Annotated in this window: 27 protein-coding genes, 2 pseudogenes and 1 riboswitch; of the genes and pseudogenes, 16 read left to right on the top strand and 13 right to left on the bottom strand. The window is 66.9% G+C overall.

All coding sequences use genetic code 11. The features are described 5' to 3' along the window. Positions 1 to 187 precede the first annotated feature (187 nt). Both ACQP0P_RS26835 and ACQP0P_RS26840 read right to left on the bottom strand, forming a co-directional pair. Positions 188 to 490 (bottom strand): DUF397 domain-containing protein, encoded by a 303-nt coding sequence (locus tag ACQP0P_RS26835; protein WP_433359247.1) that lies wholly within the window; start codon positions 488 to 490, stop codon positions 188 to 190. A gap of 24 nt (positions 491 to 514) precedes the next feature. Beyond that, positions 515 to 1,369, bottom strand: coding sequence for a helix-turn-helix domain-containing protein (locus tag ACQP0P_RS26840; protein WP_433359248.1), 855 nt, complete (start codon positions 1,367 to 1,369; stop codon positions 515 to 517). A 205-nt stretch (positions 1,370 to 1,574) separates the two neighbouring features. Between ACQP0P_RS26840 and ACQP0P_RS26845 the strand changes: the two genes are divergently transcribed. The 4 genes from ACQP0P_RS26845 (at position 1,575) to ACQP0P_RS26860 (ending at position 5,639) form a co-directional block, all read left to right on the top strand. Then, positions 1,575 to 1,868, top strand: coding sequence for a hypothetical protein (locus ACQP0P_RS26845; RefSeq protein ID WP_433359249.1), 294 nt, complete (start codon positions 1,575 to 1,577; stop codon positions 1,866 to 1,868). Next, the gene (locus ACQP0P_RS26850; RefSeq protein ID WP_433359250.1) at positions 1,865 to 2,272 is read left to right on the top strand and encodes an ATP-binding protein; all 408 of its coding nucleotides are present in this window, start codon (positions 1,865 to 1,867) and stop codon (positions 2,270 to 2,272) included. The genes ACQP0P_RS26845 and ACQP0P_RS26850 overlap by 4 nt, the downstream gene beginning before the upstream one ends. A 224-nt stretch (positions 2,273 to 2,496) precedes the next feature. Further along, a complete protein-coding gene (locus ACQP0P_RS26855) occupies positions 2,497 to 2,910 on the top strand; it encodes a hypothetical protein (protein WP_433359251.1) in 414 nt (137 codons plus the stop codon). Positions 2,911 to 2,912: 2 nt separating this feature from the next. Continuing rightward, positions 2,913 to 5,639, top strand: coding sequence for a KGGVGR-motif variant AAA ATPase (locus tag ACQP0P_RS26860; protein WP_433382119.1), 2,727 nt, complete (start codon positions 2,913 to 2,915; stop codon positions 5,637 to 5,639). Positions 5,640 to 5,695: 56 nt separating this feature from the next. Here the strand turns inward: ACQP0P_RS26860 and ACQP0P_RS26865 are convergent, their stop codons facing one another. Continuing rightward, positions 5,696 to 6,097, bottom strand: coding sequence for a hypothetical protein (locus ACQP0P_RS26865; protein WP_433359252.1), 402 nt, complete (start codon positions 6,095 to 6,097; stop codon positions 5,696 to 5,698). A gap of 259 nt (positions 6,098 to 6,356) precedes the next feature. Here ACQP0P_RS26865 and ACQP0P_RS26870 point away from each other — a divergent pair, with 259 nt between their 5' ends. Continuing rightward, entirely contained in the window at positions 6,357 to 6,566 is a 210-nt protein-coding gene (locus tag ACQP0P_RS26870; protein ID WP_433359253.1) for a hypothetical protein, read from the top strand. Positions 6,567 to 6,708: 142 nt separating this feature from the next. Here ACQP0P_RS26870 and ACQP0P_RS26875 read toward each other — a convergent pair whose 3' ends face one another. Then, positions 6,709 to 8,085 (bottom strand): helix-turn-helix transcriptional regulator, encoded by a 1,377-nt coding sequence (locus ACQP0P_RS26875; RefSeq protein ID WP_433359254.1) that lies wholly within the window; start codon positions 8,083 to 8,085, stop codon positions 6,709 to 6,711. Positions 8,086 to 8,602: 517 nt separating this feature from the next. Between ACQP0P_RS26875 and ACQP0P_RS26880 the strand changes: the two genes are divergently transcribed. Next, a complete protein-coding gene (locus tag ACQP0P_RS26880; protein WP_433359255.1) occupies positions 8,603 to 9,154 on the top strand; it encodes an ATP-binding protein in 552 nt (183 codons plus the stop codon). Positions 9,155 to 9,410: 256 nt separating this feature from the next. Here the strand turns inward: ACQP0P_RS26880 and ACQP0P_RS26885 are convergent, their stop codons facing one another. Next, entirely contained in the window at positions 9,411 to 10,172 is a 762-nt protein-coding gene (locus tag ACQP0P_RS26885) for an alpha/beta fold hydrolase (protein ID WP_433359256.1), read from the bottom strand. A gap of 125 nt (positions 10,173 to 10,297) precedes the next feature. Between ACQP0P_RS26885 and ACQP0P_RS26890 the strand changes: the two genes are divergently transcribed. The 4 genes and pseudogenes from ACQP0P_RS26890 (at position 10,298) to ACQP0P_RS26905 (ending at position 13,069) form a co-directional block, all read left to right on the top strand. Beyond that, complete coding sequence (locus ACQP0P_RS26890) at positions 10,298 to 10,387, top strand: hypothetical protein (RefSeq protein ID WP_433359257.1); 90 nt, start codon at positions 10,298 to 10,300, stop codon at positions 10,385 to 10,387. Between the two features lie 256 nt (positions 10,388 to 10,643). Further along, positions 10,644 to 11,720, top strand: a complete 1,077-nt coding sequence (rsgA, locus tag ACQP0P_RS26895) for a ribosome small subunit-dependent GTPase A (RefSeq protein ID WP_433359258.1) — start codon at positions 10,644 to 10,646, stop codon at positions 11,718 to 11,720. A 59-nt stretch (positions 11,721 to 11,779) separates the two neighbouring features. Beyond that, positions 11,780 to 12,322, top strand: a pseudogene (locus ACQP0P_RS26900) (class I SAM-dependent methyltransferase); the annotation flags it as partial. Between the two features lie 234 nt (positions 12,323 to 12,556). Continuing rightward, entirely contained in the window at positions 12,557 to 13,069 is a 513-nt protein-coding gene (locus ACQP0P_RS26905) for a GNAT family N-acetyltransferase (protein WP_240779918.1), read from the top strand. Positions 13,070 to 13,314: 245 nt separating this feature from the next. On the opposite strand, the gene ACQP0P_RS26910 is transcribed toward ACQP0P_RS26905, so the two are convergent. Together ACQP0P_RS26910 and ACQP0P_RS26915 are read right to left on the bottom strand one after the other, a co-directional pair. Continuing rightward, positions 13,315 to 13,488 (bottom strand): vitamin B12 dependent-methionine synthase activation domain-containing protein, encoded by a 174-nt coding sequence (locus ACQP0P_RS26910; protein WP_433382123.1) that lies wholly within the window; start codon positions 13,486 to 13,488, stop codon positions 13,315 to 13,317. A 41-nt stretch (positions 13,489 to 13,529) separates the two neighbouring features. After that, positions 13,530 to 13,853: a hypothetical protein gene (locus tag ACQP0P_RS26915; protein ID WP_433382485.1), complete on the bottom strand. Its 324-nt coding sequence runs from the start codon at positions 13,851 to 13,853 to the stop codon at positions 13,530 to 13,532. Here ACQP0P_RS26915 and ACQP0P_RS26920 point away from each other — a divergent pair. Together ACQP0P_RS26920 and ACQP0P_RS26925 are read left to right on the top strand one after the other, a co-directional pair. Continuing rightward, positions 13,800 to 14,372: pseudogene (locus tag ACQP0P_RS26920) on the top strand (type I restriction enzyme subunit R domain-containing protein); the annotation flags it as partial. The gene ACQP0P_RS26915 and the pseudogene ACQP0P_RS26920 sit on opposite strands and share 54 nt — an antisense overlap. 100 nt (positions 14,373 to 14,472) lie before the next feature. Then, a complete protein-coding gene (locus ACQP0P_RS26925) occupies positions 14,473 to 15,189 on the top strand; it encodes a DUF3387 domain-containing protein (RefSeq protein ID WP_433359259.1) in 717 nt (238 codons plus the stop codon). A 181-nt stretch (positions 15,190 to 15,370) separates the two neighbouring features. On the opposite strand, the gene ACQP0P_RS26930 is transcribed toward ACQP0P_RS26925, so the two are convergent. The 5 genes from ACQP0P_RS26930 to ACQP0P_RS26950 all read right to left on the bottom strand — a co-directional run bounded on the left by ACQP0P_RS26930 (position 15,371) and on the right by ACQP0P_RS26950 (position 18,029). Continuing rightward, on the bottom strand, positions 15,371 to 15,784 hold the full coding sequence (locus tag ACQP0P_RS26930) for a type II toxin-antitoxin system VapC family toxin (protein ID WP_433359260.1): 414 nt from the start codon (positions 15,782 to 15,784) through the stop codon (positions 15,371 to 15,373). Further along, entirely contained in the window at positions 15,781 to 16,005 is a 225-nt protein-coding gene (locus ACQP0P_RS26935; RefSeq protein ID WP_350925258.1) for a FitA-like ribbon-helix-helix domain-containing protein, read from the bottom strand. The genes ACQP0P_RS26930 and ACQP0P_RS26935 overlap by 4 nt, the downstream gene beginning before the upstream one ends. 578 nt (positions 16,006 to 16,583) lie before the next feature. Beyond that, on the bottom strand, positions 16,584 to 16,883 hold the full coding sequence (locus ACQP0P_RS26940) for a DUF397 domain-containing protein (protein WP_433359261.1): 300 nt from the start codon (positions 16,881 to 16,883) through the stop codon (positions 16,584 to 16,586). A 50-nt stretch (positions 16,884 to 16,933) separates the two neighbouring features. After that, positions 16,934 to 17,152 (bottom strand): DUF397 domain-containing protein, encoded by a 219-nt coding sequence (locus ACQP0P_RS26945; protein WP_433359262.1) that lies wholly within the window; start codon positions 17,150 to 17,152, stop codon positions 16,934 to 16,936. Between the two features lie 19 nt (positions 17,153 to 17,171). Continuing rightward, positions 17,172 to 18,029, bottom strand: coding sequence for a helix-turn-helix domain-containing protein (locus tag ACQP0P_RS26950; RefSeq protein WP_433359263.1), 858 nt, complete (start codon positions 18,027 to 18,029; stop codon positions 17,172 to 17,174). 229 nt (positions 18,030 to 18,258) lie between these two features. Here ACQP0P_RS26950 and ACQP0P_RS26955 point away from each other — a divergent pair, with 229 nt between their 5' ends. The 4 genes from ACQP0P_RS26955 to ACQP0P_RS26970 all read left to right on the top strand — a co-directional run bounded on the left by ACQP0P_RS26955 (position 18,259) and on the right by ACQP0P_RS26970 (position 19,943). Continuing rightward, positions 18,259 to 18,552, top strand: coding sequence for a hypothetical protein (locus ACQP0P_RS26955; protein WP_433359264.1), 294 nt, complete (start codon positions 18,259 to 18,261; stop codon positions 18,550 to 18,552). After that, positions 18,549 to 18,956 carry an ATP-binding protein gene (locus tag ACQP0P_RS26960; protein WP_433359265.1) on the top strand — a complete coding sequence of 136 codons (408 nt, stop codon included), beginning with the start codon at positions 18,549 to 18,551 and terminating at the stop codon, positions 18,954 to 18,956. Before ACQP0P_RS26955 ends, ACQP0P_RS26960 begins: the two co-directional genes overlap by 4 nt. A 230-nt stretch (positions 18,957 to 19,186) precedes the next feature. After that, positions 19,187 to 19,606 carry a sensor histidine kinase gene (locus ACQP0P_RS26965; RefSeq protein WP_433359266.1) on the top strand — a complete coding sequence of 140 codons (420 nt, stop codon included), beginning with the start codon at positions 19,187 to 19,189 and terminating at the stop codon, positions 19,604 to 19,606. Next, positions 19,569 to 19,943, top strand: a complete 375-nt coding sequence (locus tag ACQP0P_RS26970) for a VOC family protein (protein ID WP_433359267.1) — start codon at positions 19,569 to 19,571, stop codon at positions 19,941 to 19,943. The genes ACQP0P_RS26965 and ACQP0P_RS26970 overlap by 38 nt, the downstream gene beginning before the upstream one ends. A 477-nt stretch (positions 19,944 to 20,420) precedes the next feature. Here ACQP0P_RS26970 and metH read toward each other — a convergent pair whose 3' ends face one another. Continuing rightward, a complete protein-coding gene (gene metH, locus ACQP0P_RS26975) occupies positions 20,421 to 24,080 on the bottom strand; it encodes a methionine synthase (RefSeq protein ID WP_433359268.1) in 3,660 nt (1,219 codons plus the stop codon). 14 nt (positions 24,081 to 24,094) lie between these two features. Beyond that, positions 24,095 to 24,170, bottom strand: a riboswitch (S-adenosyl-L-homocysteine riboswitch). Between the last annotated feature and the right edge of the window lie 36 nt (positions 24,171 to 24,206).

Genomic DNA, 24,206 nt, shown 5'->3' on the forward strand with positions numbered 1-24,206 from the left:
CGAACTGCCCGATCGGATCGACCACCCGCCGACTACAAACCAGCGAGCCCTTTAAAGTCATCAACACACCACCCTGCCACAGGCAGGGTGCCGCCCCTTCTCAGGAATGACGCTCTTCACAGCGGTACGGCCGACAATGCTTCGGCGACCCCGAGCCGCGACCGTGGCCGGTGCCTCGGACAGACCGTCAGACGGCCAGATCCGCGAGGGAGCCGCGCTTGATGCCAGTGATGAAGGCGTCCCACTCGCCAGGAGTGAAAGCCAGCACCGGACCCTCGGGGTCCTTGGAGTCACGGACCAGGAAGAGCGCGGAGTCCGGGCCGGGCTCGACCTCTGTTCGGGAGGTGTCGCCGAGAGCGACTTCGACGCAGTCTTGACCGTTGCCGCCGAAGGAGCTCTTCTGCCAGACGCCGACCTCCACACAGTTTTGGCCGTTCCCGCTGCGCGAGCTCTTTCGCCACGTCACCTGGGACAGGTCCGGTGTGGGCATTTCACGTTCCCTTTCACAGAGTGATCAGTCGAGCTGAGCAATCGCCTCGGTTATGAGACGACAGGAGTCATCCGGATCAAGTGCCTTGGCCCGAAGATGGTCGAATACCAAGGTATATCGGTAAACATCCGTTTCCCGCTCTATGTAGAGACTTCCCGTGAAGTTCTCCATGAACACCACGTCTGGATCGGCGAGTCCGGGGAATTCAAGGATCTCGAACGCACCGTTCGTGCCGGGATGACTTCCGACAGCGAAAGGCAGCACCTGAACGGTGACATTAGGCAGGTCAGCCACGTCAAGAAGCTGTTTGAGCTGGGAGCGCATCACGTCGCTTCCCCCGATAGGGCGACGGATGACAGCTTCATCGAGGACGGTCCAGAGACGTAGGGGTTCTTCTTGAACGAGAAGTTTCTGCCGAGCCATGCGGACTTCGACGCGGCGCTCGATCTCCCCCGGAGACGAGATCAGCAGGGCAGAGCGGATGACAGCACGGGCGTAGCCTTCAGTTTGAAGCAAGCCGGGAAGGACGACGGACGCAAAGCTACGCATTGAAGCGGCCTCGGCTTCGAGCCCGATATAGGTGGTGTACTCGCTGGAGAGATCGCTGTACGCCTGCCACCAGCCCTTCTTCCGCGAGTCGCGCGCCAGGTCGATCAGCTCCTCCCTCTTGGCTGGGTCGACCTGGTAGAGGTCAAGAAGAGCCCCGACGTCCTTGAGAGCAATGCCCACGCGGCACGTCTCGATTCGAGAGACCTTCGTAGCAGACCAGGCGAGTTGCTCAGCAACCTCCTCCAACGTCCACTGAGTGCGTTCGCGCAGTCGACGGAGCTCGAAGGCCAATCGACGCCTGCGCACCGTGGGACTCACCGTTTGCCTCATGTCCACCCTCCCTTGAGCCGATGCCAACAGTAGCGGAGCTCTAACAGAGAGTGCCGAAGCTTCCCTGAACGCGATTTGCGTTTTTGGTAGCGCCCCCACTGGCGGTAATGCATGCTCTATGCGTACGGACGGTGACTCTCCGCGCATGCAGGCGCTTGCGGCAGGTGCCGAACAACCATGGAAACCACGAAGGGCGGACGATCAGATGAGGGTTCGTGATCTTCAAGGGTGGGGTGGTGAGTTGCTGGAGTTGGCCTGGGAGTTGAACGATCTCGGGTTCGACTCCGTGGTCAGGCTCTCGCCCGGCCGGCGACCGAGTGTGGAGATCTTCGTACCGCCGGGGCGGTCGAGGGTCGCCACCGCACAGCGGGGCCGTACCTCGGTGTTCACCTGGGAGCGGACCTCCGCCCGAGCGAACCGCGACCGGTTCGAGGGTGACCGGCGGGGCCGGAGCAGGATGCGGATGGCCGCGGAGCGACTCCTGGAGGTCGCGCGATGAGGACACCGGAGCCGCTGGGGCGGGCCGACCTCCCTGCCGAGGTGGAGTCCGTCCCCCTGGCCCGCCGCTACGTCCGCGACCTGCTCGACCGCCTCGACCACAAGCAGACCGACGACGCGCTGCTACTGGTCAGCGAACTCTTCACCAACGCGGTACGCCACTCCGACTCCGGCCGCCACCCCGACGGCCGGGTCTCCGTCGCCGTCGCCAACCATAATGGAACGCTCCATATCGACGTCATCGACGCCGGATCAACCGGACAGACACCCCGCATCTGCCCCGACGTCGCCCCCGACAGCGGCGGCGGACGCGGCCTCTGGCTGGTCCAGGAACTGTCCACCTCCTGGGGCTGGTACGAGACCCCAACCGGCCGGGTGGTCTGGTTCCGGCTCTCCGATACCTGACCGGCACGAAAGTCACGCCTCCCGATTCATAGTGGCTCGCAACCACTCCAGACAGGCGACCACGACGTCCCAGACACTCTCGGTGGCGAGCGAGGTCACTGGGAGGGATGGGGAGAGATCCCGCTCCACCGTCCCCTGGCCAGGCGCAGATCGGCCCGGTTCACCGTACGGCCTTCGCCATAGAACCGTCCCTGAAGCGCAAAGTACGGCTACGATCACGCAACGTGTCCGTAGACGTTGGTAGAAACCAGCTTTGCGTGAGCTTCAGGGCTCAGAAAGAAGCGTCCAGCGCCGTGAGGGAAGGCGCGGCAGCAGCGCTACTCCTCTTCTACAGCGCTGAATGCGGCCTGAAGGCAGCACTCCTCGATCGCCGTGGCCTGAGATCCACCTCTCAGCTGCCGCCGGAGTTCAGAAGCCACGACCTGCAGCGCCTCGCCAAAGAGTTACGGCTGACACCACAGCTCTGCAGCCGGATGCGCCCCTGCGCGAGCCTGAAAGAAGACAGGGGACCGGTGGCCTTCGGGGATCTCCATCAAGCCTGGAGATACGGTCATGCCCTCAAAAAGGATCACGAGGAGCAGGCCCTCACCGTGTTGCGTGAGCTTTCAGACTGGTGTCAGCGAGAATTGAGAGCGTGATCATGCCCGAGCAGGAGATCAAGGCCCCCGAGCACATCTACACCTGGGTCGATGTGGACGCTCACCTCGCCGCCCTGGCGTCCGACGGTCAGTGGCCGGACTGGCTCCACGAGTGCGACGCCTTCTGGGACGGCCTCGAAGTGACGATCGCCCCGCAGGCCTCGCCCCAGGAGGCCCTGTCCTGGTTGAGCGACGCGTTCGGGGTCAATTCCACCAAGACTCATGACGGGGAGACCGTACTTCAGCTTGACGACGTCCCAGGGCAGCCTTCTGCCAGGCTGCTCCCGATTTCGGTGCGGCAGCGAGAGCTCGAACCGTCCCGGCGTGAGCCCCGCTGGAGGGAACGGCGCATCGTCCGTGGCCTCGGCGAACCGCTCCCCCATCCGGAGTCTCCGTTCCCGGGCAATGTGCGGATCGCCGCGATGCACTCCTTCAAAGGCGGAGTGGGACGGACCCTGCACGGAGTGGCTCTCGCCGACGCCATAGCCCGGCGCGGCGATCGAGTACTGCTCGTCGACGCCGATCTGGAGGCGCCGGGGATCACCTGGATGTTCAGCGCGTACGGTAAGCGCGTCGACTTCGGCTACGAGGACTTCCTCGCACTGCTCCACTCCTCCGAGGACGGCAGTCCCGACGACGCGGTGAAACTGGGCGCGGCCTATCTGCCGAACCAGATGATCGACAACGTGATCGTCATGCCCACCCGGCGCTCGCTTCGGGACATCGCCCCACCACGCCTCGAACCCACCGACCTGCTGACCCCGGACCGGTCGATCTACTACCTGACCGAGTCGCTCGCCGCACTCGCCGACCGGCTCGGAGCGCGCACGGTCCTGATCGACCTGCGCGCGGGCAGTAGCGAACTGGCGGCTCCCGTCCTGCTTGACCCGCGCGTCCAGCGAATCTTCGTCACCACCGTCAGCAACCAGTCGCTGTACGGCACTCTTCGCACCATCCAGGAACTGGGCCGGCGCGCGCCGACGCGCGCCGACGACCCGGCGAGCGTGGCCGTCATCACCCAGTTCCGTCAGGAGGGGCACTGGGAACTGGCCACCGACGCGGCGACCCTGCTCCGTGACGCGATCACCCGGACGCTCGAACCGGTCGCTCAGGAAGGTGAGGATCGGACCGTCGACCGCGACGTCACGCTGGAGCCCATCTTCAGTGTTTTCCAGGATCGGCTGCTGGCGCTGCCCGCCTCTTGGGAGGCCGTCGTCGATCTGGTCCGGCGTCAGCAGCTCGCGGAAACGCTCGGACCGCTCGTCGAAGGACTCGTGGTTCCGAAGGAACCGAGTCTCACCGACGACATGTCTGTCACGGACACGGTTTCCGTGGTGAAAATCGGCGACCTGGCCTCCCAGCGTGAAGCCCTCAGCGAGTTCGCCCGGCGGCTGGCGTATGCCGAGACGGCGGACGACACGGATTTCCTGCCGACCGAGTCCCTGCGGAACATGCTCGTCTCTCATCGAACCGAACCACCGGTGTGCGTGGTCACCGGAGCCAAGGGCTCGGGAAAAACCTTCACCCAGCTCCAGATGTGCTTCCGGAAGACGTGGCGCGACTATGCGCAGGACGTCGGCGTCGAGGGCGTGACCCTGAACGCCCTCCTGGCGCCGGTGCTCGTCTCCAAAAACCTCAGCGACCCGACCGGCCAGCGGATCAGCGAGATCCAGCGAAACGCCTCCGCCTCCCCGAACACCAAGCCCGCGACCCAGCTCGAACTGCGTGACCTGGTCGACAACGCTCTGCGTTCGGAACCGACCAACGTCCAGTGGCGCCGAATCTGGCTGACCTGCATGGCCCGGGCCGTAGGGATCGACGCCTCTCCCGAGGACGCCGAGCAGAAACTGGTCGACTTCGCCTCGACGAACACCCGGATCTTCCTGTTCGACGGGCTTGAGGACCTTCTCCAGGACCTCCTCGACAGCGATGTCCAGCGACAGGCGCTCCGCGTCCTCCTTGTCGACTGTCTCGACTGGCTGCGCAGTCTCCGCGGCCGACCGCTCGGGTTGGTGATCTTCGTTCGGCGTGACCTCGTACAGTCGGCCATCAAGCAGAACTACGGCCAGTTCTCCGCGCGATACAGCGACTACGAGCTCAAATGGAACCATTTCGAAGCCCTGCGGCTCGCCCTGTGGGTCGCGCAACGTTCCGGTGCCCTTCCTCAACACACCCCCGAAGAGGCGGCTTCGGTGAAGAACCAGGACCTCAGCACGGCACTTCACCCGCTCTGGGGAGAGAAGATGGGATCGATAAGGTCCCGCGAAGCCCGCTCGGACGGCTGGTTCCTCGCCGCACTCTCCGACTTCAACGAGCAGATCCAGGCACGCGACATCGTGACCTTCCTCAAGGAGTCAGCCGCCCTGTCCGTGGAGGACAGCCGCTGGCCAGACCGACTGCTCACCCCGGCGGCGATGAGAAAAGCACTCGTCCAGTGCAGCCTCGACAAGATCCGCGCCATCACGGAAGAGAGCCCGCAAGTCGGGAGACTCCTCAGGCACCTCGGTAACCTCACCACGGACAAGAAGAGAATTCCCTTCAGCCCCGAGACCGTCGAGCTGTCGAACCAGAACCTGGAGATCCTCGCCGCCAACGGGGTCGTCTTCCGTGAGGAGGACCAGTACTGGATTCCCGAGATCTTCCGCCACGGTCTCTCCTTCAAGGCCACCGGCCGACCGAAGATCCTGGCGATCGCCAACCTGGTACGCCAACGCAACAACCTCGACTGACTCCCCCCAAGCAGGGCCCCGGCGTTGATTCGCTATGTCTGGTTCCGGCATGTTGATCAGATGTTGTAGACGGCGAAGGCGGCCTCATAGTCGAGGAGGTCGCGGCGGAGCCGGAAGGCTTGCCGGGCGCCGGCGAGCTGGTATCTGCTGGAGCGCGCGCTCGGCGGCAAGGGCCGCCACATCCGGCTGGGCCTGTATTGCGGCGTCGCCTGCCTGGTGCGCGCGGGAGAGATGCTGGAGGCCGGCGCCGCCGAGCACGCGGCCCGGATGGACCTGCCCACCGAAGAAGACCGGCGCCGCGAACGCGTCCGGGTCATCGAGATCGCCCAGACACTGCTGTCGGGCGGGATGACGATCCGCCAGGCCGCCGAGAGCTTGAAGGTGGAGACCTTCACCCTGAATGGCCTGCGCTCCGAGGAACAGCGCTGCCGACCGAACTCCGGTGCACATCGGGGCATGACGAGCATCCGAACGAAAAGTCCCGTTAGGGCTCGCAGAGAAATAACTTGCTTGTTCCCAAGGCGATGACCTCGGTGGAAGCCGTGTGAGCACCCAAGTTATTAATCGGCAGGCCCTTAGCAGAGCAGAGTTGAGCGACCTACCGTGACTTTCCGTTCGGTCTTCGTCATTCGGGCGGAGGCGTAACCCGGGCCCGTAAATGCTTCACGGCCATGCGATCTATCGATCACACTTGATGTGGATGCAAAGGAGTGTCGCATGGGTGCGTTCGAGGCTTTGCAGGACGAAGACCCAAAGCAGGTGGGCCCCTTCCGGCTCGTTGCCCGGCTGGGCGCGGGAGGGATGGGCCGGGTCTATCTGGGGCATTCCAAAGGCGGCCGGGATGTGGCCGTGAAAGTGGTGCGCCCGGAACTGGGCGAAGACCGGCGTTTTCTGGAGAGGTTCGCCCGCGAAATGGAAACGAAGTGAACCACCAGGCGAGACCCGCCCACCGAACGCCCCCCATCCCACACACGATCAGGCAACGAGCTCACGGTTCAGACGGTCGCGAAAACGAGGTGAACCAACCGGTGAGACCCGCCCACCGGTTGCAGCTCCGTCCCGCAGGTGCTCAGGCGGCGAGTTCGTGGTTGAGGTGGTCGCGGAACTCGCGGACCATCATGCTGCCCTTGTACGGCTCAAGCCGACCGGCGAACTGCCGGATCAGATCGACCGAGCGGGCGGAGGTCAACGCCTTCGTCGCCGGGATCGCGGCTCGGGCAGTGGCGAGGGACTGTTCCAATTCACCCATCTCCAGGTATGCCTCCGCCATGTGCAGCCTGTTGCGCTGGGCGGATCGAGGGAAGCGGTTGCCGAACTCCGCCACGGCCGCTTCCGCACAGTCCGCAGCCCGCCTGTGCTCGCCGAGCATGCTCCAGCAGCGGCCTGTCTGTGCTTTGAACTCCGCCTCGTCGTACCTGGCGATCCACGCCGGGTCGCTGTCGGTGGTTCCCTGGGCGTACGCGCGTTCGGCATCGACGAGCAGCCGCTCGACCTGCTTGACACCATGCCTGTCATGAGTCTCGGCCGCCCTGCCCTGCTGGGCCGTAGCCCATGCCTCCCTGGCCAACATCAACGCCATGACGCGCGGAGACGGCTGTGCGCGGCGCGCGGTGTCGGTCCCGGCTCTGGCCAGCCATACCGCCAAGGTGGCCTGGTCCAGATGAAGCGCCTGCAAGGTCATCGTCGTCAACACCCAGGCGCCGGTCAACGGGTCGTTTCCCGTCTTCGCCAGCCGTAGCGCCTGGCCGAAGTGCTGCTGAGCCTGGCCATGCTGGTTCAGATCGAAGGCCGTCCAGCCTGCCAGCCAGGTCAGACCGGCCGCTGCCGACATCAATCCTGCCCCTACCCGGTCGTCGTAGCGGCCCCGCAGCAGAGGTGTCACCGTGCTGTCGAGATACCGCACCACCGTCGGGCGGACCAGCCCTGCCCCGAACTGGTCGTCCAAGCTACTGAACACCTTGCGGGCCTCGTTGATCTGGTCGATGTCAGTCCGGCCCACCGTGTGCCTGTTCCCCCGCTGCGCGATCACCACGGGAGGGCTGCCATAGTTCCAGGCCGTCAGCCACCCTGCCAGCACCGAGGGCACGAACGGCAGCGTGGCCAGCAGGTGGCGACGGGATTCGTCCATCTCATACCTCCACAGCAGGGCGGCCGACTTCACGCTAGCCGCCGTCGATGTGTCGCCGTACTCCGCGACCGGCCACGAAGATGTCTCCCCGAGGGCCCACCCTTCTATCCACTGCTCGACCTCGGCGGACTCCGCCTCGAACACCGCCGCGATCTTCCTGCGGCTGTGCGGCCGGATCCCCTGCTCACTCCGCTCCCATCTCCCCCAGGTCCCCACGGCCACCCCGACCGCGTCCGCCGCCTCCTCCTGCGTCATCCCCCGCTCCAGCCGCGCCCTCAGCAGATCCGGACGCCCCTTCCCACCGCCTGCCTTCCTCATGACCACTCTCCCTTGGTAGTCGAATCACCACTCATTGTGATGTCCGCAGGCCCCCGGCCACCATCCCCCCAGCCAAACGACAGATTTTCGCCCACCAACGCTCGATACGACCGGCTGATACCCAGCCACGTTCGCCGTTGGCCGGGTCTCATCGGACAGTGATCAACGATCAGGTGTCGACGTTCACCCTCGTCCCCATGCTGGCGTTTCCTGCTGGGCACAGTCCCACCGCGAACGGAGCACGCCCATGCCACCAGCCGACGACATCCCCCCAGGTGCCCAACACCACCCCGCCGAAAGCCCAGCTCCCCCACCCGGAAGCACCACCCCACCGACCTACAGCACTGGAACAACGACCTGGGACACCACGACACCGGGCCGGGATGTCCAACCCCCAAGCGGAGCCCCCGGCACGACGGGACAGGAAAGTAGCGCGGCCGGGCCACACAGCGGTGCGGCGGGGCGAGACAGCAGCACGGCCAGGTTGGAAAGCGGCACAACGGGACGAGGAGACAGCATGGCCAAGCTGGACAGCGGGACGACGACGGGACGAGACAGTGGCGCGGCGGGGCGGAGCGATGTCCGCGCGCTGGTCAAGGTCCTGCGACCCGGATCCGCCTCACGACGGGCCCACGCCATCCTCCGCGACGTACTCCAGCAAGCGGAACTGCCCGCCGACGACATCGACACCGCCGAACTCATCGTCGCCGAACTCGCCGCCAACGCCGAGAAACACGCCCGTCCCCCGTACGAACTGCGCGTCTTCAGCCTGGACGGCACCCCCAGCTGGTGCGAGATCGTCGACGGCGACCCCAACACCCACGAGGTCCGCCTCATCCTCAACCTGCTGCACTCGGTCAAGGAGATCGGCCTGCCCCTGCTCGCCGAGAACGGCCGCGGCCTACTACTGGCCCACCAGCTCTCCGGCGGCCGCTGCCAGACCTACCCGGCCATCACCCTCGCCACCGCCACCCCCGGCAAGGCCGTCGCCTTCGCCCTGCCCACCCTCTCGGGCAACCGCCTGATCTTCCCGCCCCTCCCCGACCTCCGCCGCTGGTCATCGGGGTGAGTCTCGCCCTCGGCCATGTTCGGGGGCTGAGCAGGTCCCGGTACAGCTGTCGCCCGTCGATGGCATCCCGCTACCTGGACGAGCGCCGACACCGCGTTCGGCCACTATTCAGTCGCCGAGTCCGCCGAGTAGGTCCTGGATCGCCTGGAGGATGGCATCGGGGCGGGATGAGGCGACATCCCGGCAGCCGTGGAGAAAGTCGAAGCCGTTTCGACCATCACCCGCGCGCATCGCTTGTTTCCTCCCACGTCTTAGCTCACTCTCCGGCACGGGAGACAGGCATCCACCGTGGTCCGCGTCGTCCCGCGAGGAAATCGCCGACGAGCCGCGTGCATAGTTCCGGATGTTCGAACAGCAGCAGGTGACTCGATCCGGGGACGATCGCAAGGTATCCGTCGGGGAGAGCCCGATACAGCTCCAGGGTGTGCTCAAGGGTCACGATGTCGTCGTCCGCGGCGATCACGAGCGTGGGGCACTTCACCTGTGCCAGGGCCTCGGAAGTGAGTGGCGCACCGTCATCGACGGATGCTGCGATCTTGCGTGCGATGACGGGGAAGTGGGCCTCGCCATCGGGCGAGACCTCGCCATATGCCTCGATCACTTGGGGCGGCCACTCTCCGCCGGCATCGGGTCGCACGATCAGGCCGGCCGGGTCGAACGCGCAGCTGATCAGCACGAGCTGCGACACGAGGTCGGGGCGCTGGGTCGCGACCCACAGGGCGACGCTGGCGCCCGCACTGTATCCGACAAGCGAGGACGGGCCGCCGACTATCCGCTCAGCGAACGCGATCATGTCCGCCGCCATGTTGTCGATGGTGATGGGACCGGCGACATCCGCCGTGTGCCCGTGGCCCCGGCGTTCGGGCAGCAACAGCCGCAAGTGCGAGGAGAGTGTGTCAAGGTTCCCTGCGAAGTCGCGAGAGTCGCTGAAGTTGCCGTGCATCAGGACGACAGGCTCCCCGGCGCCCTTCTCGTCGTACCAGAGATCGACCTCGCCAAGGCGTATGTAGTTGCTCATGCCAAGGTATACGAGGCAGCCTCCCGAAACTCATCGGGCGGACCAAACATCCCGAACATCCACAACCTCGACGGCGACCCCGTCCCGAGACGATCATCACCGGCATCACCGGCTACGCCGACCTGGTGTTCGGGCTGTTCGCGATCTGCGGGTACCAGTTCTCCCCGCGCATCGCAGACCTGGCCGAACACCAGGTCGGAGGCGTCGGCGGATAAGAGCGGGAACGGCAGCGGTACAACCGACCCTGCCGGGGTGCTAGGCTGCCGTTCGTTCGGTATTGGATCGGCGTGGGAGGGAGGTGAGGTTTGATGACCGCGGTGAAGACCGCTGCTATGCGCAGCGCCCGGACCAACCTCACGTCCCGGGCCCCGGTCTGACCTACTTCTTCCCCCAGCCTTGAGCCATCGGGTTCGCCAGGCGGGGTGATGTCCGCGTCTCGTCGGGGCCCCTTCTCCGCAAGGGTCTCTCACGTTGCCATACACGTACACCGATCCATCCAGCCTGTCCCGGTATGGGTGGACCGGCGCACTCGACCGAACCTTCACCGAGCACTATGAAGCGGGCCTCGTGCCGGCCCGGATCTCCCGGGTCGATCGCGGCCTGTGCACGGCGATCACCACGTCGGGCCCGATGCGGGCCACGTTCGCCGCGCCGCACCCGCCCGAACCGCTCCTGACGCCCTGCACCGGCGACTGGGCCGCGCTGCGCCCGGGCGCCGAACCGCACCTGGTGGCGCTGCTGCCGCGGCACAGCGCGATCGTGCGCTCGTCGGCGTCCAGGTCCTCCCACGGACAGGTGCTCGCCGCCAACGTCGACACGGTCGTCATCGCCCTGTCCCTGGCCACGCCCCTGGACGCGGCCAAACTGGAGCGGCTGCTCGCCCTGGCCTGGGAGAGCGGAGCACAGCCGGTGATCGTCTTGACCAAGGCGGACCTGGCCCACGATCCCGAGGCCGTCCACGCCGAGGCCGAAGCGCTGGCACCCGGCGTGGACGTCCTGGTCACCAGCGTCGCCACCGGTCACAACATCGACGCGCTGGCCGCGCTGATACACGGCACCACCGTGCTGCTCGGCCCCTCGGGCGCGGGCAAGTCCACCCTCGGCAACACGCTGCTCGGCGAGGAACTGCTGGCCACCGGCACGGTACGAGAGCAGGACGGCAAGGGCCGCCACACCACCGTCCGCCGCGAGCTGCTCCCCCTGCCCGGCGGCGGGGTCCTCATCGACACGCCCGGCCTGCGCGGGATCAGCCTGCACGACGCCGCCGACGGCCTGGAGCAGGTCTTCGCCGAGATCGAAGAACTCGCCGCGTATTGCCGCTTCGGCGATTGCTCCCACGACACCGAGCCAGGATGTGCGGTGCAGGCCGCCATCCAGGCGGGTGAACTGCCCGAACGTCGCCTGCGCAGCTACCACAAGCTGCAACGGGAGAACGCCTGGGCGGCCTCACGTACCGATGCCCGGCTGCGCGAAGAGCGTGTCAACCAGCAGAAGGCCATCACCAGTCACCTGCGCGCCACCTACAGGTTCCGGGACCAGCAGCCATGACCGGCCGCATCCCACCGACCTCCCCGACCGCTCATCGTCCGTCAGGAGCCCGCACCACCATGCCCGAAAGCCCGCACGACCCGATCAGCGATCCCGCAGTGGCGGCGTTCTTCGCCCTGCACGACAACCTGGCACGTCAAGGCCCCGGCTCCGATGCGACCACCCGCCACCTGCTGTCCCTGGCCGGGCCGTTGGCGCCGCGCTCGCGCGTGCTGGACATCGGCTGCGGGCCGGGCCGCTCCTCGCTGGTACTGGCCCGGGCCGGCGCCGAGGTCACCGCGGTCGACCTGCATCAGCCGTACCTCGACGAGCTGGCACGAACCGCCGCCGACCGCGGCCTCGTCGTCCACACCGTACGGGCGTCGATGGCGGACCTGCCCTTCGCGGACGAGAGCTTCGACCTGATCTGGGCCGAAGGATCCGCGTACATCATCGGCTTCGACACCGCGCTGCGCTCCTGGCGGCGGTTGCTCGCCCCGGGTGGCCGGCTGGTCGTCACCGAATGCGAATGGAGCACCGACTCCCCATTTCCCGAAGCCCGCGCGTTCTGGGATCAGGCGTATCCGCTGCGCACACGAGAGCACAACATCGCCGCGGCGCACGCCGCAGGGTACTCCGTCACCGCGCTGCATCCGTTCCCCGACCGCGACTGGTTCGAGGAGTACTACACGCCGCTGTCACAGCGCGCCCACGCGGCCGACCTGGCCGTACCCGGGATGCGCGAGGCGGTCGCGGCCACCCTGCAAGAGATCACCATGCGCCGCGAGCACGGCGCGGACTACCAGTACACCGGCTATGTCCTGCATCCGCAGAAGGACAAGGAGACGAACCCGATCATGACCTCTTCCCTCACCACCCGTCCCGAGAGCGCCGGCGATGTCGCCATCATCCGCGACATCAACCTTGCCGCCTTCCCCACCCCGCTCGAGGCCGACCTCATCGAAGCGCTGCGGGCCGACCCGCAGGCGTGGCTGGCCGGCCTGTCCTGGCTGGCCGAGGCCCCCGGCGGCGAGCTCGCCGGATACGCGCTGCTCACCCGCTGCCACGTCGGCGACTCACCCGCCCTCACCTTGGGCCCGTGCGCCGTCAAGCCCGACCATCAGCGGCGAGGCGCGGGTTCCGCCGCCATCCGCGCCGCTCTGCAAGCCGCCCGCGAGCAGGGCGAGAACCTGGTGCTCGTGCTCGGCCACGCCGAGTACTACCCGCGCTTCGGCTTCACCCCGGCCTCCGGATTCGGCATCCGCCCGCCCTTCGACGTCGAGGACAAGTACATGATGGCGCTCGCTCTCAACCCTGAACAGCCGGTCCCGAGCGGCGTCATCCGCTACCCGGCGGCGTTCGGCGTCTGATCTTCCGCTCTTTGAACGCGGCGAACGGCCCCCGGCGCGGCTGGGGGCCGTTCGATCGTCGCGATGGCCGGCGGCGTGGTGCGAGACGTGGGACCGGCCTACCTCGGACGCGGTCACGAGCTCCTGTGGCGAGCAGCGAGCACGTCACCCTCGCCCCTCCCCGACCTCCGCCACCGGTCATCGGGATGAACCACATCCCGGCGGCCGGGCCGTCAGCGACCCACGGCACCGGCCGACGGTTCGGCTTACTCGGGGTCGTAGGCGAGGTTGGGGCGCAGCCAGCGCTCGACCTCGGCGAGGTCGAGGCCGCGCCGCAGGGCGTAGTCCTCGACCTGGTCCCTGCCGAGGCGCCCCACGGTGAAGTACCGTGACGACGGATGGGCGAAGATCAGCCCGCTGACGCTGGCCGCGGGCGTCATCGCGAAGGACTCGGAGTGAAAACCTCCGTTACCGACACGGATCACTCCGCCGGACGGCTGTGCTCCCATGCGGTACCGAAAAGGAGTAAGGCGTAGTCGTACATCAGTCCAGGGCTCCGCGCGACGATACACGGCGAGTTGCGGCCGTGTTCTGCCTGCCGATAGATGGTCAGGTAGGCGACGTTGTCAGTGATGATGACGCGGTGCACGTTGGGCAGGTCGTAGAAGCGCAGCGAGACGTTCTCTCGATGCCCGGCGACCTCGCCAAGCTGCGGCCCGACTGGGTGGGCAAAGAGCCACACAACGGCAAGATGAAGATCGTCTTTCACAGCGGCCTCGGTGACAAGCAGGAGCTGAAAGCTCATGCCCTACGCCCCTCCGGGCAAAAGATCGTTCAGGAGCGCGCGAAGGACCCCGATGACGAGCTGGAGCTGATCATCGTGCACTCCATGCTGCTCACCGGCTATGACGCTCCGCCGATCCACACCCTCTGTATGGACCGTCCCATGCGGGGGGCGAACCTGATGCAGGCCCTGGCCCGGGTCAACCGCCGCTTCCGTGGCAAGCAGGACGGCCTGCTCGTCGGCTACGCGCCGCTCACCGAGAACCTCAAGAAGGCTCTTGGCGAATACAGCCCCGGTGACCAGCAGGACCAGACGTTAGGCCGGGACGTGGACCGGGCCATCACCGAGGTCCGCAACGAGCACACCACCATCTGCGGCCTGCTCTCCGGCATCCCCTGGCAGGCACTACTGGCCGAGACTTCCAGGCCCAAGCCGTACGTGCATGCCCTGCGCCTTACCGCCAACCATCTGCGCGACCCGCGCACCCCCAGCAACCAGGTCGAGCAGGGCGCCAAGACACTCGCCGTACGTTTCAAGGAGAGCGCCACGCGCCTGGAGCGGTTCTACCGGCTCTGTGCGGCCAGCAGGGACATCTCTGAGCGCTTCGAGGACCTCACCTCATGGGGAGGTGCGCGCCTGGATGGTGAAGCTGGACGCCGCGGACCGCGAGGCCAGTGGCAAGCCGTTGGCCTCGGAGGTCAACGTCTACCTCTCCCAGCTCGCGGCCTCCGTCGTCGACGCCGACACGATCACCGATCTGTACGCCGAGGCCGGCCTCGGCAACCTCGACATCACCAATCTCAACGGTGAACATCTGCGCGAGCTCCAGAACACCGAGACCCCGCACCTGACGGCCGAGGCCCTGCGCCGGTTGATCGAGCAGAAAATGCGCGAGGTGACCCGGCACAACATCATCCGCCGGGAGAGCTTCGCCGAGAAGCTCGAAGACCTGATGATCCGCTACATGCGGCAGCAGCTCAGCAGCGCCGAAATGATCGCCGAGCTGGTCGCCATGGCCAAGGAGGTCTCCGCGGAAGCCCGGCGCGGTGAGCGATTCGACCCTCCGCTCAACCACGCCGAGCTGGCCTTCTACGACGCGGTGGCCAACCACGGCCTGGCGAAGGCCCTGATGGGCGACGACACCCTCGCACAGATCGCCCGCGCGCTGGTCGCGGACATCCGCAAGAACCTGACCGTCGACTGGCTCTCCCGCGAGCCGGTACGCGCCAAGCTGCGCAACCGCATCCGACGCCTGCTCACACGGTTCGACTACCCACCGGACGAGGAACGCGCGGCCGTGGACCTCGTCCTCAAGCAGATGGAAACCTTCGCCACCGAGTGGGCCCCGACCGCATAGTGCGACAAGCATGTCCTCTGGGGCGTGGAAGTGGCGCCGGGAACTCCCCCGCGGAATCGGAAGCCCGCCATTCGCGCTTTCTCCGGTTACGCCTCTGGCGTTTCGTGGTTACGGCAGCGGCTCCTGACTGAGCTGGAAGCGGACCTACCGGCCAACCGGTTACGCCTCCGCTGGTTCGTGGTTACGGCAGCGGGGGTGGGTAGCGGTGGATCTCCGCTCGGTGTCCCGTCGCACCGGCGAACTTGGCGTCGTCGGTCAGCAGCGGCATTCCCAGCAGTTCGGCGAGGGCCACGTACATGCCGTCGTAGGCGGTGAGATTGTCGCGCAGTTCCAGCACCCGCGACTGCAGAGGCAGCATCGGATGCCGGACGATCCGCAGCTGGGCGTAGCGCTCCAGCATGATCCGGCCCCGCGCCTCGGAAATCCGCACCTCCGGCTTACTCGTGATCACATGCCCGCGCACCACCGAGGCGATCTCCACGTCGATCAACGCCGGAGCGTGCACCTTGCGCGCCAACCGCCGACGAAGAAGATCGTCACCCTTCACGTTGGCCAGCAGGCGGAAAACGATCGAGGCGTCCACGACCAGACTCACCGGCGGTCCTCGCGCAGGGTCTCGCGGACGAAATCGGGGTCGTACGGAACCGGCTCATCGGCCGCGATCTTGGCCATCACCTCGTCCAGAGCCGGGGTGGCCGCCTCCTCGTTCAGCAGATCACGCAGGTAGGCCGTCAGCGATTTTCCCTCACGCTCGGCTCGCGCCTTCAGCGTCCGCTCGGTCGCTTCGGGGACATCTCGAATCTGTATGATTCCCACACCTCCACGTTAGCATGCATCTTGCATGCATATTCGTTGCCGACCACCGTCATCGCCTCGACGCATTCAGCCAGCCCCCAGCGCCACGGCCAGGCCACCATGTCACCAGCACGCACCGAATATGTCACTCACCGCTACCGGGCGGCACTGTTTTCCCGCATTCCTCCCCGCCGTGAACGACGGGGCCTCCACGCTGCAATTCCGGTGATCGGACCCGCGCCGCCGTCGCCCGCGACTGCTGACGACGCCGGGTCACTCCGGGGCGAGCGGCATTTCCCACCCCCCTCGGCGTCGGACCCGGCGCGGTCATCAGGTGGCGAGTTCGTGGTTCAGGTGGTCGCGGAACTCGCGGATCATCATGCTGCCCTTGTAGCGCTCAAGCCGACCGGCGAACTGCCCGATCGGATCGACCACCCGCCGACTACAAACCAGCGAGCCCTTTAAAGTCATCAACACACCACCCTGCCACAGGCAGGGTGCCGCCCCCTTCTCAGGAACGACGCTCTTCACAGCGGTACGGCCGACAGTGCTTCGACGGTCCCCAAGCCGCGACCGTGGCCGGTGCCTCGGACAGACCGTCAGACGGCCAGATCCGCGAGGGAACCGCGCTTGATGCCGGCGATGAAGGCGTCCCACTCGCCAGGAGTAAAGGCCAACACCGGCCCCTCGGGGTCCTTGGAGTTACGGACCAGGACGAGCCGCTCGGAGTCCGGGCCGGGCTCGACCTCTGTTCGGGAGGTGTCGCCGAGAGCGACTTCGACGCAGTCTTGACCATTGCCACTGAAGGAGCTCTTCTGCCAGACGCCGACCTCCACGCAGTTTTGGCCGTTCCCGCTGCGCGAGCTCTTTCGCCACGTTACCCGAGATAGGTCCAACACGGATATTTCGCCCCCTTCATAAGGGCAGCTAACCTGATCATCGATCGCGATCAACTGGCCGGATTGCCGAACTCACCGCCTTTGATACCGCCGATGAAGGTCCGCCACTCAGTGGAAGTGAAAATCAGCGCCGGCCCGCTCCGATCCTTGCTGTCACGAACACCTACGCGTCCTCCATTCAAAGAGGCCACTTCGACACAACTGCCACCGTTCCCGCCACTACGACTACTCTTTCGCCAGACAGCTCTAGATAGTTCTTCATGGGACACTTTGCTCCCCTATCAACGCTTACAGATCTTCTTTTGCGAGCTTCGCGATCATATCGATTGAATCCCGGGGATCGAGAGCCGAAGCACGCAGGTGGTCATATGCCAGCGTATATGCCTGAATCTCTTCGGTCTTCTCCAGATAGAGACTGCCCGTTACGTACTCCAGGTAGGTGACTTCACTCGCTCCGTCGGAGAAGGACAGGATGGCGAACGATCCGAGCATCGCCGCATGCGCGCCGATGGCATACGGCAGGACCTGGATGGTCACATTGGGCTGAGCCGAAATGTCCGCGAGGCGCTGAAGTTGTTCTTTCATAACACGAGTACCACCGACGCGGCGACGTAGAGCGGCCTCGTTCACGATCGCCCAGAAGTTCATGGGCTGCTCGGATCGGGTGATGACATTCTGACGAGCCATGCGCAAGCTGACGTGCCGCTCGATCTCGTCGGGTGCGTCGGTCACCCGTGCCGCCCGGTAGATGGCGCGAGCGTAGTCCTCGGTCTGGAAGAGCCCGTGAACGAGCTCGGGTTCGTAGTTACGAAGTGACGACGCCTCCGCTTCCAGCCCTACGTAGACCTGGAACCACTGCGGGATCACATCGCTGTAGGCATGCCACCACCCTCGTTCCTTCGCCTGTTTCGCCAGTTGGACGAGCGCTTCGTACTCGGCACCCTCACGAAGTCCGTAGAGCTGCAACATGGCCCGGACGTCGTTGACGGAGATCCGCAGCGTCCCGCCCTCCACTTTGGTCATCCTCGACGTCGACCAATTCAGATGATCAGCCACTTCCTCCTGCTTGAGGCCGGCCGCGATGCGGAGTTGTCGCAACTCCTGCAGCAATCGTCGATGGCGGACGGTCGGCGAGAAGCTGACCATGGGTTTCCTCTCAAGACACCTGTTTGATCACACATCGTAATGAATCTTTGACTGATTGTGCGAAAGCGCTTGCAGGTTCAGATTTGCAGGTGCAGATTTAGCACATGCTCACTCACCGAGAGTGATGGTACGTCGCAATCACAGGCTTCGCAGCCCGTTCCACGTAAGCCGCAAGCCCATCACGTCCAACGCCGAACAGCTTCAGGACCGCCGGAGGGATGGCAGGAAGATGAAGGTTCGTGATCTTCAAGGGTGGGGTGGTGAGTTGCTGGAGTTGGCCTGGGAGTTGAACGATCTCGGGTTCGACTCCGTGGTCAGGCTCTCGCCCGGCCGTCGGCCGAGTGTGGAGATCTTCGTGCCGCCGGGGCGGTCCAGGGTCGCCACCGCGCAGCGGGGCCGTACCTCGGTGTTCACCTGGGAGCGGACCTCTGCCCGAGCGAACCGCGACCGGTTCGACCACGAACGGCAGGGCCGGAACAGGATGCGGACAGCCGCGGAGCGACTCCTGGAGGTGGCGCGATGAGGGCACCGGAGCCGCTGGGGCGGGCCGACCTTCCGGCCGAGGTGGAGTCCGTCCCCCTGGCCCGCCGCTACGTCCGCGACCTGCTCGACCGCATCGACCACAAGCAGACCGACGACGCGCTGCTGCTGGTCAGCGAACTCTTCACCAACGCGGTACGCCACTCCGACTCCGGCCGTCACCCCGACGGCCGGGTCTCCGTCGCTGTTGCGAACGACAGTGGAACGCTCCACATCGACGTCATCGACGCCGGATCAACCGGACAGGTGCCTCGGATCTGCCCGGACGTCGCCCCCGACAGCGGCGGCGGACGCGGCCTCTGGCTGGTCCAGGAACTGTCCACCGCCTGGGGCTGGTACGAGACCCCCACCGGCCGGGTGGTCTGGTTCCAGCTCTCCGAGACCTGACCACTGCGAAGGTCAGACCTCCCGGTTCATAGTGGCCCGCAACCAACCCAGACAGGCGACCACGACATCCCGGATGCTCTCGACGGCGAGCGAGACACCTGGAAGGACGCCCAGAAATCCCCTCCCCTCGCCCGGTACCCAGGTGCTCCAGCAGCCGCCGAACCGCTCCGGCCGCCTGCGGCCCGGCCTCGACACAGAGTTGCTGGAAGAACTGCCACCGCTCCTTATCGATGCGGGCCGCCGAGCGCACCCGGGAGGAGACCGCGCGGCGCCGCGCCAACGAGGAGCGGCTGCGCATCGCGCGAGAGTTGCACGATTCGCTCACCCACCAGATCTCGGTCATCAAGGTGCAGGCCGAAGTCGCCGTCCACGTGGCCCGCAAGCGTGGTGAACAGGTGCCGGAGGCCCTGCTGGTGATCCAGGAGGCCGGTCGTGAGGCGACCCGGGAACTGCGCGCGACCCTGCAGGCACTGCGCGACGACGACACCACCCCGCCGCGCGGGCTCGACCACGTCCCGGAACTGGTGGAACGAGCCCGCAGCATCGGCCTGGACGCGACGCTGACGGTCGAAGGACAACGACGTGTCGTAGCCGAAGCACATAATGCAGTACATGACTCAGCTATCTCCGCACCGACACCATGCCATTGACTACGTGGAGCTCACGGTCACCGACCTTGAGCAGGCCAAGCGCTTCTACACCGAAGCGTTCGGCTGGCGATTCAACGACTATGGGCCAGGGTACGCCGGCATCCAGAGCCCGCAGGGGGAAGCCGCACCCGAAGCGGGCGGTCTCCGCACAGGCCAGGAGGTGCGGGCAGGCGGCCCGTTTCTGCTGCTCTATTCCACCGACCTGGACCGGTCTGCGGAGGCCGTGAAGAACGCGGGCGGCCAGGTGGTGAACGGGCCGTACGAGTTCCCCGGTGGACGCCGGTTCCACTTCACTGATCCGAGCGGGAACGAACTGGGCGTCTGGGCTGAGGCGTAAGCTACCAGTGCCACCCTCGGCCCGTATAAGCTCTGCCACCCGCACAGCATGACGGCCGCGCGCCGCGCGCGACAGAGTCCGGGCGGCGCATCACATCACAACAGGGCGAACGTTGCCTGCTGCGGCACTAGAGACCGGCGCTGGAGGACGACTTGTAAGTCATGGGGCGGCCCGGCCGCAGACGGCCGTCATCAAGGAGAACCGCCTGTCGTTACGGCCGTCTCGCGGGACCGCTCCGGGCTCGTCGCGCCGCCCCTGGTGGAGGGCCACTCATCCGCTCCGGCCAGGAACCGTCCCGACGAGCGTCCCGCTACTCAGGCGGAGGCGCCGGGCCAATCCGTTGGACCCTATGCAGGAAATCGATCAGCCCCTAAAGGACTTCATAGCACATCTCGTACAGCAGGGCATCATGGTTTTACAGGTGAATCCCGTCGGCCGGGGCCGTCATCGGCCTTCGGCACCGGCCGACGGATCAAATCACTCCGGGTCGTAGGCCAGGTTGGGCCGCAGCCAGCGCTCCACCTCCGCGAGGTCGAGGCCGCGCCGCAGGGCGTAGTCCTCGACCTGGTCCCGGCCGAGGCGCCCCACGGTGAAGTACCGCGACGACTCGTGGGCGAAGATCAGCCCGCTCACGCTCGCGGCCGGGGTCATCGCGAAGGACTCGGTCAGCCCCATGCCCAGCCGGTCGGCGCCGAGCAGGTCGAACAGGTCCCGCTTCTGGCTGTGGTCCGGGCTCGCGGGGTAGCCGAGCGCGGGGCGGATGCCGCGGAAGCGTTCGGCGTGCAGGTCCTCGATGAGGGGGTCGGCGTCCGGCTCGAACCAGCCCCGCCGTGCCTGCAGGTGGATGTGCTCGGCGAACGCCTCGGCGAGACGGTCGGCGAGGGCCTTCACCATGATCGACCGGTAGTCGTCGTTCTGGGCCTCGTAGCGGGCCGCGAGCTCCTCGGCACCGTGGATCGCCACGGCGAACCCGCCGAGGTGGTCTCCGGCCGGGGCGATGTAGTCGGCCAGGCAGCGGTTGGGCCGGCCGTCGGGCTTGGCCGTCTGCTGGCGCAGCATCGGCAGGCGAAGGCCGTGTTCGAGCACGATGTCGTCGCCCTCGGAGTGGGCCGGCCAGTAGCCGTAGGCGCCCTTGGCCTGGAGGCTTCCCTCGGCGATGATCTGGTCCAGCATGGTGTTCGCGTCGTCGAAGAGCTCGCGGGCCACCGGCTGGTCGAGGATCGCCGGGTACTTGCCCTTCAGCTCCCAGGCCAGGAAGAGGAACTGCCAGTCGATCATCTCCCGGAGAACGGCCAGGTCCGGCTCCACGACGCGGACGCCGGTGAAGTCCGGGACGGGCAGATCGTCGAACGGGACCCGCTCGGGGTTCGCCCTGGCCCGGTCGACGGCCAGCAGGGGGGTGCGCTGCTTGCTCGCGTACTGCTCGCGCAGGCGCTCCTGGTCGGCGCGGTTGCTCGCGTCCAGTTCCCCGGCCCGCTCGGCGTCCAGCAGGTCGGAGACCACGCCGACGACGCGGGAGGCGTCGAGCACGTGGACCGTGCTGTGGTCGTAGGCGGGGGCGATGCGGACCGCGGTGTGCTGGCGCGACGTCGTGGCGCCGCCGACCAGCAGGGGCAGCTTCAGTCCGCGGCGGCGCATCTCCTCGGCGACGGTGACCATCTCGTCCAGCGACGGGGTGATCAGCCCGGAGAGCCCGACGACGTCGGCGCCCTCGGCGATCGCGGTGTCCAGGATGACGGAGGCCGGGACCATCACCCCGAGGTCGATGACCTGGTAGTTGTTGCAGCCCAGCACGACGCCCACGATGTTCTTGCCGATGTCGTGCACGTCGCCCTTGACGGTCGCGAGCACCACCTTGCCCTGGCCGCGACCGGTGTCGAGGCGTCCCTCCAGCCGCGCCTGCTCCTTCTCCGCCTCCATGAAGGGCTCCAGGTAGGCGACCGAACGCTTCATCACCCGGGCGCTCTTGACCACCTGCGGCAGGAACATCTTCCCCGCGCCGAACAGGTCGCCCACGGTCTTCATCCCGTCCATCAGCGGCCCCTCGATCACCTCCAGGGGGCTCGCCTTCAGCTGCCGGGCCTCCTCGGTGTCGGCGTCGATGAAGTCGACGATGCCGTGCACCAGGGCGTACGCCAGCCGCTCCGTCACCGGCGCCTCCCGCCAGGACAGGTCCACGACCCGGCGGGTGCCGGACCCGCTCACCGTCTCGGCGAAGGCGACGAGCCGGTCGGTGGCGTCCGGACGCCGGTCGAAGATCACATCCTCGACGAGTTCGAGCAGGTCGGCGGGGATGTCCTGGTAGACCGCGAGCTGCCCGGCGTTGACGATGCCCATGTCGAGGCCGGCGCGCACGGCGTGCAGGAGGAACGCCGAGTGCATCGCCTCACGTACGACGTCGTTGCCCCGGAAGGAGAACGACAGGTTGGAGATGCCGCCGCTGGTCCGCGCTCCCGGGCAGCGCTGCTTGATCAGCGGCAGCGCCTCGATGAACGCCTTCGCGTAGCCGTTGTGCTCGCTGATGCCGGTGGCGACCGCGAGCACGTTGGGGTCGAACACGATGTCCTCGGCGGCGAACCCGGCCTTCCGCGTCAGCAGGTCGTAGGCGCGGGCGCAGATCGACACCTTGCGCTCCACGGTGTCGGCCTGCCCCTGCTCGTCGAAGGCCATGACCACCACGCCGGCCCCGTAGCCCCGGATGATCCGCGCCTGCTCCAGGAACGACTCCTCGCCCTCCTTGAGGCTGATCGAGTTGACGACGCCCTTGCCCTGCACGCACTTGAGCCCGGCCTCCAGCACGCTCCACCGCGAACTGTCGATCATGACCGGGATGCGGGCGGCCTCCGGCTCGGTCGCGATCAGGTTCAGGAAGGTGGTCATCGCCCGCTCGCTGTCGAGCAGGTCGGCGTCCATGTTGACGTCGAGCAGGTTGGCCCCGCCGCGCACCTGTTCCAGGGCGACGTCGACGGCGCCCTGGTGGTCGTCCGCCTCGATCAGGCGCCGGAAACGCGCCGAGCCGGTGACGTTGGTGCGCTCCCCGATCATGACGAACCCGGTGTCCGGGCCGATCTCGAAGGGCTCCAGGCCGCTGAACCGGGTGCGGGCCTCCGGCGCCGGGATCTGGCGGGGCGGGAGGCCGGACACGGCGGCCGCGATCCGCTCGATGTGCTCCGGCGAGGTCCCACAGCACCCGCCGACGACGTTGACCATGCCCGCCCTGGCGAACTCGTCGAGCAGCGCCGCCGTCTCCTCGGGGGTCTCGTCGTAGCCGCCGAACGCGTTGGGCAGGCCGGCATTGGGATGGCAGGCCACGTAGGTGTCCGCCAGGCGCGACAGCTCGGCGACGTGCGGACGCGCCTCCTTGGCGCCCAGCGCGCAGTTCACGCCGACCACGAGCGGTTCGGCGTGCCGGATCGCGCTCCAGAACGCCTCGACGGTCTGCCCCGACAGCGTGCGCCCGCTCAGGTCGACGATCGTCACCGAGATCCACAGCGGCAGGTGCGGGGCGACCTCGCGCGCGGCGGCGATCGCGGCCTTCGCGTTGAGCGTGTCGAAGATCGTCTCGATCAGCAGCAGGTCGACCCCACCGTCGGCCAACGCCTGGATCTGCTCGGCGTACGCGGCGCGGACCTCGTCAAAGGTCACCGCCCGGTAGGCCGGGTCCTCGACGCGCGGGGAGAGCGAGAGCGTGACGTTCAGCGGGCCGATCGAGCCGGCCACGAAACGTCCGCCCGCCTCGTCCGCGGCCTGGCGCGCCAGCTGGGCGCCCCGCAGGTTCATCTCCCGCACCCATGGCTCCAGCCCGTAGTCGGCCTGGCCGACGCTGGTCGCGGTGAAGGTGTTGGTGGTGGTGATGTCCGCGCCCGCCGCGAGATACCGGCGGTGGATGTCCAGGATGACGTCGGGGCGGGTCAGGTTCAGCAGGTCCGGGTCGCCGGTCAGGTCACGCGGGTGCTCTGCGAACCGCTCGCCGCGATAGTCGGCCGGGGTGAGCGAGGCGCCCTGCAGCATCGTGCCCCAGGCCCCGTCGAGCACCGCGATCCGCCGCTCCAGCAGCTCCCGCAGTGCCCTTACCCGGTCGTCCGCTCCCGGCACACCGTTCCCGTGCTCGTCGCTGTGCCTCGAAGAATCGTTCATCGGACCACCTCCCGTTGTGGGAGGCGCCCTTGGTAGAGGATCGGGGTCGAGCGTGGCGGGCCTGAGCCCGTTGCAGCGCCTCTCGACCTGAAGATCGAGGGTACCTAAAAACAAATGAGGACGCCA

Source organism: Streptosporangium sp. CA-115845, assembly GCF_050943795.1.
Classification (GTDB): Bacteria; Actinomycetota; Actinomycetes; order Streptosporangiales; family Streptosporangiaceae; genus Streptosporangium.